Source organism: Martelella sp. (assembly GCF_984369615.1).
Genome location: NZ_CFHTCS010000206.1, coordinates 1 through 8,008, shown reverse-complemented (window position 1 = coordinate 8,008; position 8,008 = coordinate 1). Strand labels below are relative to the sequence as shown.

The following is an 8,008-nucleotide window of genomic DNA, read 5'->3' as shown; positions in this document are numbered from 1 at the left end:
CGGTCAGTTCGTATCGCGCCACGCCTTCGCTGACGAAGGGATCGGCCTCGCAGAGGGCGCGCACCTCATCAAGACTGCCGCGGGCAATGATGAGGCCGCCGGTGCGGGGTACTTTGCGACCGGACGCAACGAAAACGCCATCGGCATAGTGCCTGTTCAGCCATTCGATATGGCCATCGAAATGCTTTTCGACGGCGTCCATCGGCGCAACATAGGTCAGCGAGATCAGGATCATCACAACGTCCTCAATCGGCCGGAACAGCGCGCAGGTCGCCGGCAAAACGGGCTTTCAGCAGGGCTTCGTCATATTCGGCGCGCGCGGTGGAATCAAGCACGATGCCGCCGCCGACATTGAAAACCGCCCGTCCGTCATCAAAGAGCGTGATCGTGCGGATGGCGACATTGAAGCGCATCGCGCCGCCGGGCGCAATATGGCCGATCGCCCCGCAATAGGCCCCGCGCGGCCCATCCTCCAGGCTGCGCAATATCCTCATCGCCGAAATCTTCGGCGCGCCGGTTATCGAGCCGCAGGGAAAGAGCGCTGCAAAGATCGACCCGATATCGGTGCCGGCGCAAAGTCTTGCCCGAACGTGGCTCACCATCTGGTGGAGCGTGGGGTAGGTCTCGATGTCGAAGAGCTTCGGCACGTGGACGCTGCCGGGTTCGGCGATGCGGGAGATGTCGTTGCGCAGAAGGTCGACGATCATGCAGTTTTCCGCAAGCGTCTTTTCGTCGTCCAGCATCGCCGCGATGATCGCTTCGTCCTCTTCCGCCGTTGCACCGCGCGGCGCCGTCCCCTTCATCGGTCGGGTTTCGATAGAGCCGTCGCTGCCGACCTCGAAGAAGAGCTCCGGCGAGCGCGAGAGGATGCGCGGCCCGGCAAGGTCGAGATAGGCGCCGTAGCGCACCGGCTGGCGTTCCGCATAGGCGTGGAAGGCGGCAAGCGGATCGCCCTGCCAGCGGGCTTCGATCGGAAAGGTGAGGTTGCCCTGATAGCAGTCGCCCGCCATCAGATGGGCGTGCAGCGGTTCGAAACGTTCGCGATAGGTGGCAAAATCCCAGGCGGGTTCGAGATCGGACAGAAAGGGCGTCGCAGAGCATGACGCGGGAAGACCGGTCTTCTCCGGGGGATCGAAAACGCCGAAGCAGAGATAGGGGATCTCGGTTTTGCCAGGGGAAAGGCCTGAAAAGGCGGGGTCCAGGAGAAGCCCCGCCTCATAGGAAACATAGCCGGCGAGCCAGTGCCCCCCGGCCCGTGCTTCCTCCATGCGGACAAAGCCCTGCGCCACGTCTTCCGGGTCGGTCGCCAGGATCAGCGCATGCGGCTGCGAAAATGTGAGCATGCGACCGGCGAGGTCGTCCCGGAAGACGGCGCGCGTCATGCTATTCCTTGTCGAGCGCTTCGAGTTCGTCGATCAGGCCCTCGATTATCGACAGCCCCTTGCCCCAGAAGGTCGGGTCCGACGCATCGAGACCGAAGGGCTTCAGCAGTTCCGAGTGATGCTTGGTGCCGCCGGCGGTCAGCATCTCGAAATACTTGTCCTGAAAGCCGCTTTCGGCATTCTGGTAGACGGCGTAGAGCGAGTTCACCAGGCAATCGCCGAAGGCATAGGCATAGACGTAGAATGGCGAATGGATGAAGTGGGGCACATAGCTCCAATAGGTCTCGTAGCCATCGGCAAGCCTGATCGCCGGCCCGAGGCTTTCGGCCTGTACCGACATCCACATTGCGTTGATCTGGTCTTCGGTCAGCTCGCCCTCGCGCCGCGCCGTGTGGACCTTGCGCTCGAACTGGTAGAAGGCAATCTGGCGCACGACCGTGTTGATCATGTCCTCCACCTTCTGGGCGAGCATCGCCTTGCGCTTTGCCGTGTCGGTCGTCTGCGAAAGCAGCGCGCGGAAGGTCAGCATCTCGCCGAAGACGGAGGCGGTTTCGGCCAGCGTCAAGGGCGTCGAGCACATCAGCGCGCCCTGTTTTGCCGCCAGAACCTGGTGCACGCCGTGGCCGAGTTCGTGGGCAAGCGTCATCACGTCGCGCGGTTTGCCCAGGTAATTGACCAGAACATAAGGATGGGCGGAAGGCACGGTCGGGTGCGCGAAGGCGCCGGTGCGTTTTCCGGCACGGATCGGCGCGTCGATCCAGTTCTCGTCGAAGAAGCGGCGGGCAATGCCGGCCATTTCAGGCGAAAACGCGCCATAGGCCGAAAGCACCGTGTCCCGGGCCTCGTCCCACGGGATCACCCGCTCGGCGGTGTCGGGCAGCGGGGCGTTGCGATCCCAGTAGTTCATCTGCTCCATGCCGAGCCATTTCGCCTTCATCGCGTAATAGCGATGGGACAGGCGCGGATAGGACTGGCGCACCGCCTCGGACAGCGCATCGACAACCTCGCGCTCGACCCGGTTGGAGAGATGCCGGCTGTCCGCGATATCCTCGAAGGCGTGCCAGCGGCTGTTGATCTCGGTGTCCTTGGCCACCGTGTTCATGATCAAAGAGAATGTCGGCAGATTGTCCATGAAGGTCGCGGCCAGGGCTTCCGCGGCCTTGCGGCGGACCGGTTCCTTTGTATCGCTCAAAAGGTTGAGCGTCTTTTCCAGCGGCATGTCCTCGCCGTCGACGGTAAAGCGCATGCGGTCCATCGTCTGGTCGAACAGGCGGTTGAAGGCCTGGCCGCCGGTCGTCGATTTCTCCATGAACAGCTGTTCGATCCGGTCATCGAGCTGGTGCGGCTTCTCCAGGCGGAGATCGAGCACCCACGGGCGGTAATGGGCGAAGCGATCGTCAGCCTCCAACGCCCTGTCGATCGTTTCTTCGTCGAGGCGGTTCAATTCCAGTTCGAAGAACAGGAGATCGGCGTAAATCTCGGTGATCCGCGCCGAGGTGTCGCCATAAAGCTTGCGCAGGGCCGGATCGGCGGCATTGGCATAATAGGAGAGCCCGGCAAAGGAGCCGAGCCGTCCCAGTGCGTCGCCCAGCGCCTCATAGGCCTCGATGGCGGCGCCGAGACCGTCTTCGCCGCTTCTCTCCGCCGCCTCGGCAAGCTTGCCCTTCCACCGGGTCGAAAACGACCTTGCCTTCTTCGCAGCCTCATCAAAGGCGTTGTTGAACTCGGGCGAGGAAGGGCCGGGATAAAGATGGGAGAGATCCCATTCGGGCAGGTTGCCCAGGGCCTCGTCGCCGGACTTCGTCGCCCCGGCGGGGCTGCCGGCGGGTGTGTGCGGAAATGAAGCGTTGAACATGGGTCTGTCTTTCCTGTTGTCGTGCGGTCGCCGCCTGAAGCGGGCGCGAAGCTCCAACATATGTGTCGCCCGCACGCCCCGCAATCGGCAGCCCCAAGATATCTGACGCCTTGCTGTTCCGGATCGCCCCGGTTTTTTCCGTGCGCCAGCGTTGATTTGCGGCAAGGACTTAACCCTTGGGAAAGGCTAAGCGGTTATTCATAGGTCTAGGAATTTAACCAAATATTGCCTATAAAGTGGCAAGCTGAACGTCAGGCGGGAAAGATGCCTCGTTTGCGCCGCATTGGACCTCCAAGAAGGTCGCTGTCCGCCGCTCCTGAGGCTGCTGACGGTGCGGGGCCCCGATCACGACATTCAGAGTACCCAGGGAGAGTCCGGTTTGTGTGACCGTCCATCGAGCATATTCCTGCAACGGACAATTGCCGTTCTGGCGTTGCTTGCGGCCATGTTCTGCGTGTTTGGCGTGACCGAGGCGCAGGCCGAAACCCGAACCCTGAAGCTTTATTACATCCATACCGGCGAAAAGGCGGAGATCACCTTCAAGCGCAACGGACGCTATGACAAGAAGGGGCTCGAGCAGCTGAACTGGTTCCTGCGCGACTGGCGGCGCAAGGAGCCGACCACCATGAACCCGCGGCTGTTTGATCTGGTCTGGGAGGTCTACCAGCAGGTCGGCGCCAAGGACTACATCAACGTCGTCTCGGCCTATCGTTCGCCCGAAACCAATGCGATGCTGCGCAAGACATCGTCCGGCGTTGCCAAGAAATCGCAGCACATGCTCGGCAATGCGATGGATTTCTTCATCCCCGGCGTGCCGCTCGACAAGCTGCGCGCGACCGCGATGAAGTTGCAGCGCGGCGGCGTCGGCTATTATCCGCGTTCCGGGTCGCCTTTCGTGCATCTTGACGTGGCAAGCGTGCGGGCCTGGCCGCGCATGAGTCGCAGCCAGCTCGTGGCGCTCTTCCCCGAGGGGCATACGCTGCATCTGCCCGCTGACGGCAAGCCATTGCCCGGCTATCAGGACGCGCTCGCGGAATACAAGGCCAAGGGCAGCGTTTCCGGTTCCGAACCCGTCCGCGTCGCCAGTGCTGACGATGGCGACGAGGATGAACGTCCGAATCTGCTTTCGATGCTGTTCAATCGCAACAATTCCGGCAATGACGACACAGCAGGGAGCGACCGCCAGCAGCGCGCCGCAACGACGCCGTCACGCCAGAGCGCGCCGCAACAGACGGCGCCCCAGCAGCGGCCGGTCGACATCCTGACGGCGGCCGTCAGCTTCGACAATCTCGACATTCCGCTGCCGCTTTCCCGTCCCGGCGCCGACAATGCCGATCTCGGCACGCCGCTTGCCACCGCGCTGGTCGATCCCAATCCGCCCGAAGCGGAGCCGGCGCTGGCGATCGCTGCCAATATTCCGGTGCCGCAGTCGCGGCCATCCTCGCTCGGCGCGGCAGAGGGCATGTCGGTTTCCGACGTGCTGGTGGCCGAAGCCGCTTCGCCCGTCGAGCAGGCCCCTGTCGAAGTCGCCTCCCTCGGCGACGGTTCGTCTTTCGAACAGGATCGCTTCGGCTTCATGGATGGCGAGGTTCCCGTGCCGAGCCCGCGGATGAGCTATGCCGGACTGGATCAGGGCGCGCCGATAACGCCCGAGCAGTTGCAGGCGGCCGGCCGCGCCAGGACTGCCGTTCCGGAGCCGGCTCAAAATCCGCGCAAGACGGCCCAGAGCGAGCTTGCCCGCAAGCTTTCGGCCATGGGTGATACGACGGAGCTTGCCTACAACGAGGATAATGACTTCCGCGTTCTGTTCCGCCCGACGCTGGCGCGAATCAATGCCACCGCGCCGGAAGCGCCGACTAAGGGCGCCCGCCCAGGGACGATCCTGCCCGGCAATGCCGGGTCGGCCGCCGTATCGGGCGACGCAGCAGGTATTTCTGCTGAAGGCTATCAATCCGCAAGTATTGCAAGTACAAAGTCGAGTGGAACCGGTCAGAAGTCGATTGTTGACTATTTTGATCAGGAAAGATTTTAGTATCTACTCTTGGGTGAACGAGCTACTTGTCGCGCGGATAACTTTAACGTAATATGACGGCATGAGCACATCTGACCCTTTCGTCGCTATTGCCGACCCCAATCGTCGCCATCTGCTGATGGCCTTGCGGCGCGAGCCGAAAACGGTGACCGAGCTTTCGGAGGGGTTGCCGATCAGCCGCCCGGCTGTTTCCCAGCACCTCAAGGCTTTGCTCGACAGCAAGCTCGTGCGCGTCACGCCGGTCGGTACAAAACGGTTCTATGCCATCAATCCGGAAGGTTTCTCCGCGCTGAACGGCTGGATTCGTCAGTTCTGACCGCGGCGTTCCGCGGTCCGGTTGTGCGTCGTCCGGCATTTGGCGGGCACGAGGGCGCCGATCCTTATAAAACGCAGCTGAACGAGGCGGGTCTTGACAGCGGACGAACCGATGTCGCAGGCGCCCGTACGACCCGACCGTTCCGCGCGGCCAGGGGCGGCGGCGCTCGGATGCAATGTCAATTGCTCCTGTTGGAAGCGACCTGCGTTGCGCTCTCATTGCCGAGCAACGCGTCGATCCGCTTGCGTTCGGACTCGAAGCGGGCAAGATTCTCGCCCGCCAGCGCGTCGGAATTCGGGAAGCGGATCTTCATTGGGTCGACCTTGGTGCCGTTGACCAGGAGCTCATAGTGCAGATGGGGACCGGTGACGAGACCGGTGGCGCCGACATAGCCGATGACCTGTCCCTGCTTGACGCGCGCGCCCTCCTTGACGCCCGGGGCGATCTTGCTCTGGTGGTTGTAGGAGGTCTCGTAGCCATTGGCGTGACGGATGATGGTCTGGTTGCCGTATCCGGAGGACGACCAGCCGGCCTTTTCGACGATGCCGTCGCCGGCCGCAATGATCGGCGTACCGGTTCGCGCCGCCCAGTCCACGCCGCTATGCATGCGGGCGTATTTCAAAACCGGATGCCGACGCATGCCGAAACCGGAGGTGAACTTGCCGTTGGGCACTGGATTGCGCAAGAGGAAGCGGCGGATGCTGCGGCCGTTCGCATCATAGAAATCGACGGCGCCGGTCTTCGGGTCGGCGAAGCGATAGAGCCTGATGGCCTCGTCGCCGATCTTCGCGTCGATATAGAACAGTTCGGACGTGGCCGTCGCCTTGCCGTTCGGATCGGCATCGGAGAAGAACAGCTCAAGCTGGTCGTCCGGCGAAGCCATGGACTGCAGGTCGACCTTGCTCGCCAGAAGATTGATCAGTTGACCGGCCATGTCCTTGGTCAAACCGTAGGTCAGCATGGCGCGGAAAATGCCGTCATAGACCCGCACCGGCTTCTGCGTGGTGCCGAGCAGCAGATCGGTCTCGTCGGCAGACGCGTTGGCGACGGCCTCGCTCATCGGTGGTTCGACGCCCTCGACGAAACGTCCCTTGTCGTTGAGCGCCGTGGTCATCACATGTTCGCCGCCGCGATAGAGGCTGAGCCGGACCACGCGCATATTGCGGCCCATCCGCATGAGGCCGATGCGCAGAATGTCTCCGGCCTTCAGCATCGGCGAGCCGGAGCCTTCCTCGATCAGGCGGCCGAGTTCGGCGGCGAGCGGCGCGGGATAGCCGGCGGCCACCAGAAAGGCCTCGACCTCGACCTGCTGGCGAACCGGCAGGATATCATCGTTGAAATCCTGGGTGAAGACGGACTGCAGCGCGCTTACCGAGACATTCTCGTCGACGATCTGGGCCGCCATCGCCGGCTTGAGCGGAAGCATGATCTGCTCGGGCTCGAAGCGATCGGGATCGACATAGCTGAGCATCGACAGATCGCCGACGCTGTTCTGCAGCATCGTCTCGTTTGCGAGAATCGTTTCCTCGATCTCGTCGGTGGAAAGGCCGGCGGCAAAGGGCAGGGGCGGTTTGGTTGCCGGGAAGGGCGTGAACTTGAGCTCGACCTCGCCCTCGACATCGGTATCGTAGATCACGTCGACAGCCCGTACGCGTGGTCCGGCCCGTTCGGTGGTCGAGAAGACCTCGAAGGGATCGAAGGCGGGGTAGTCGGGCGTCTTGCCGTAATTGGCCGCGAGCGCCATCCGCACTTCCGAAAAGGGCTCGTAGTGAATGACGTCGCGATCACCCTGGCGCACCGCCGTCGGAACCTGCAGGACGCGGCGGTTGGACGGCTTGGCGATCACCGTGGTCGGGATCAGGCGGTCGCCTCTGACGGCCGTGTCGTCGATCCCGGCGGCGGTCGTCTTGGCAAAGGCGGAAGCCGGCGCGGCGAGCCGTTCGCGTCCATCGACGGCCGCGGAAAGGGCGATCGCCATCAGCGCGGTGCTTGTCAGCCCCGTCAGGCAGGCTCCGGCGAGCCAGCGGATCGAGACGTCGCGCCGTGCCGGCGGCGTCTTGCCGTCCACGACAATCGGCGTGCCTCTGCCGAACGAGCGCGCAGGGTTTTTCTTTTCTCTCATATGCCCGTGGTCTTAGGTCCGATTTGCCGATATCGCAATTGGTTCAACTGATGTGCCGAAAATCGCCGCAGCTGTCAAATCACCATTTGCCCCGGTCCCGGCCAGTCCGACTTGACCGATGGGGCCGGGGTCATCCGTGACTCTTCGCGGTGAATATGGCGCATTGAGGGCAGGTTCGCTGCGGGCGATGTCGGGACGAAAAGACGAGGCGCTGTGCCTGGAAAGGGAAGCATGAACGGTGACCTCAACAAAACCAATCACTTAACAAAAATGTCATTTTTTTTGTTGTTGGTTGTTGACG

General features: G+C 62.6%; 6 protein-coding genes. 2 read left to right on the top strand and 4 right to left on the bottom strand.

Annotated elements, in window-relative coordinates; translation table 11 throughout:
• The 3 genes from AC5DC2_RS15555 to AC5DC2_RS15545 form a co-directional block, all read right to left on the bottom strand.
• Positions 1 to 235 (bottom strand): YciI family protein (locus tag AC5DC2_RS15555; protein ID WP_491699128.1); only part of this gene is annotated, 235 nt, incomplete at its 3' end.
• 10 nt (positions 236 to 245) lie between these two features.
• On the bottom strand, positions 246 to 1,382 hold the full coding sequence (locus AC5DC2_RS15550; protein WP_491699127.1) for an aminodeoxychorismate synthase component I: 1,137 nt from the start codon (positions 1,380 to 1,382) through the stop codon (positions 246 to 248).
• A 1-nt stretch (position 1,383) separates the two neighbouring features.
• A complete protein-coding gene (locus AC5DC2_RS15545; protein WP_491699126.1) occupies positions 1,384 to 3,237 on the bottom strand; it encodes a M3 family oligoendopeptidase in 1,854 nt (617 codons plus the stop codon).
• Positions 3,238 to 3,616: 379 nt separating this feature from the next.
• On the opposite strand from AC5DC2_RS15545, the gene AC5DC2_RS15540 reads away from it, so the two are divergent.
• Both AC5DC2_RS15540 and AC5DC2_RS15535 read left to right on the top strand, forming a co-directional pair.
• On the top strand, positions 3,617 to 5,269 hold the full coding sequence (locus AC5DC2_RS15540; RefSeq protein ID WP_491699125.1) for a peptidoglycan L,D-endopeptidase MepK: 1,653 nt from the start codon (positions 3,617 to 3,619) through the stop codon (positions 5,267 to 5,269).
• 61 nt (positions 5,270 to 5,330) lie between these two features.
• The gene (locus AC5DC2_RS15535; RefSeq protein ID WP_024707741.1) at positions 5,331 to 5,585 is read left to right on the top strand and encodes an ArsR/SmtB family transcription factor; all 255 of its coding nucleotides are present in this window, start codon (positions 5,331 to 5,333) and stop codon (positions 5,583 to 5,585) included.
• A 178-nt stretch (positions 5,586 to 5,763) separates the two neighbouring features.
• Here the strand turns inward: AC5DC2_RS15535 and AC5DC2_RS15530 are convergent, their stop codons facing one another.
• On the bottom strand, positions 5,764 to 7,707 hold the full coding sequence (locus AC5DC2_RS15530) for a peptidoglycan DD-metalloendopeptidase family protein (RefSeq protein WP_491699124.1): 1,944 nt from the start codon (positions 7,705 to 7,707) through the stop codon (positions 5,764 to 5,766).
• Between the last annotated feature and the right edge of the window lie 301 nt (positions 7,708 to 8,008).

Excerpts from the sequence above, each read along its gene's own strand:
- AC5DC2_RS15535 (WP_024707741.1), top strand. The coding sequence starts at position 5,331 with ATGAGCACATCTGACCCTTTCGTCGCTATTGCCGACCCCAATCGTCGC.
- AC5DC2_RS15550 (WP_491699127.1), bottom strand. The coding sequence starts at position 1,382 with ATGACGCGCGCCGTCTTCCGGGACGACCTCGCCGGTCGCATGCTCACA.
- AC5DC2_RS15545 (WP_491699126.1), bottom strand. The coding sequence starts at position 3,237 with ATGTTCAACGCTTCATTTCCGCACACACCCGCCGGCAGCCCCGCCGGG.
- AC5DC2_RS15530 (WP_491699124.1), bottom strand. The coding sequence starts at position 7,707 with ATGAGAGAAAAGAAAAACCCTGCGCGCTCGTTCGGCAGAGGCACGCCG.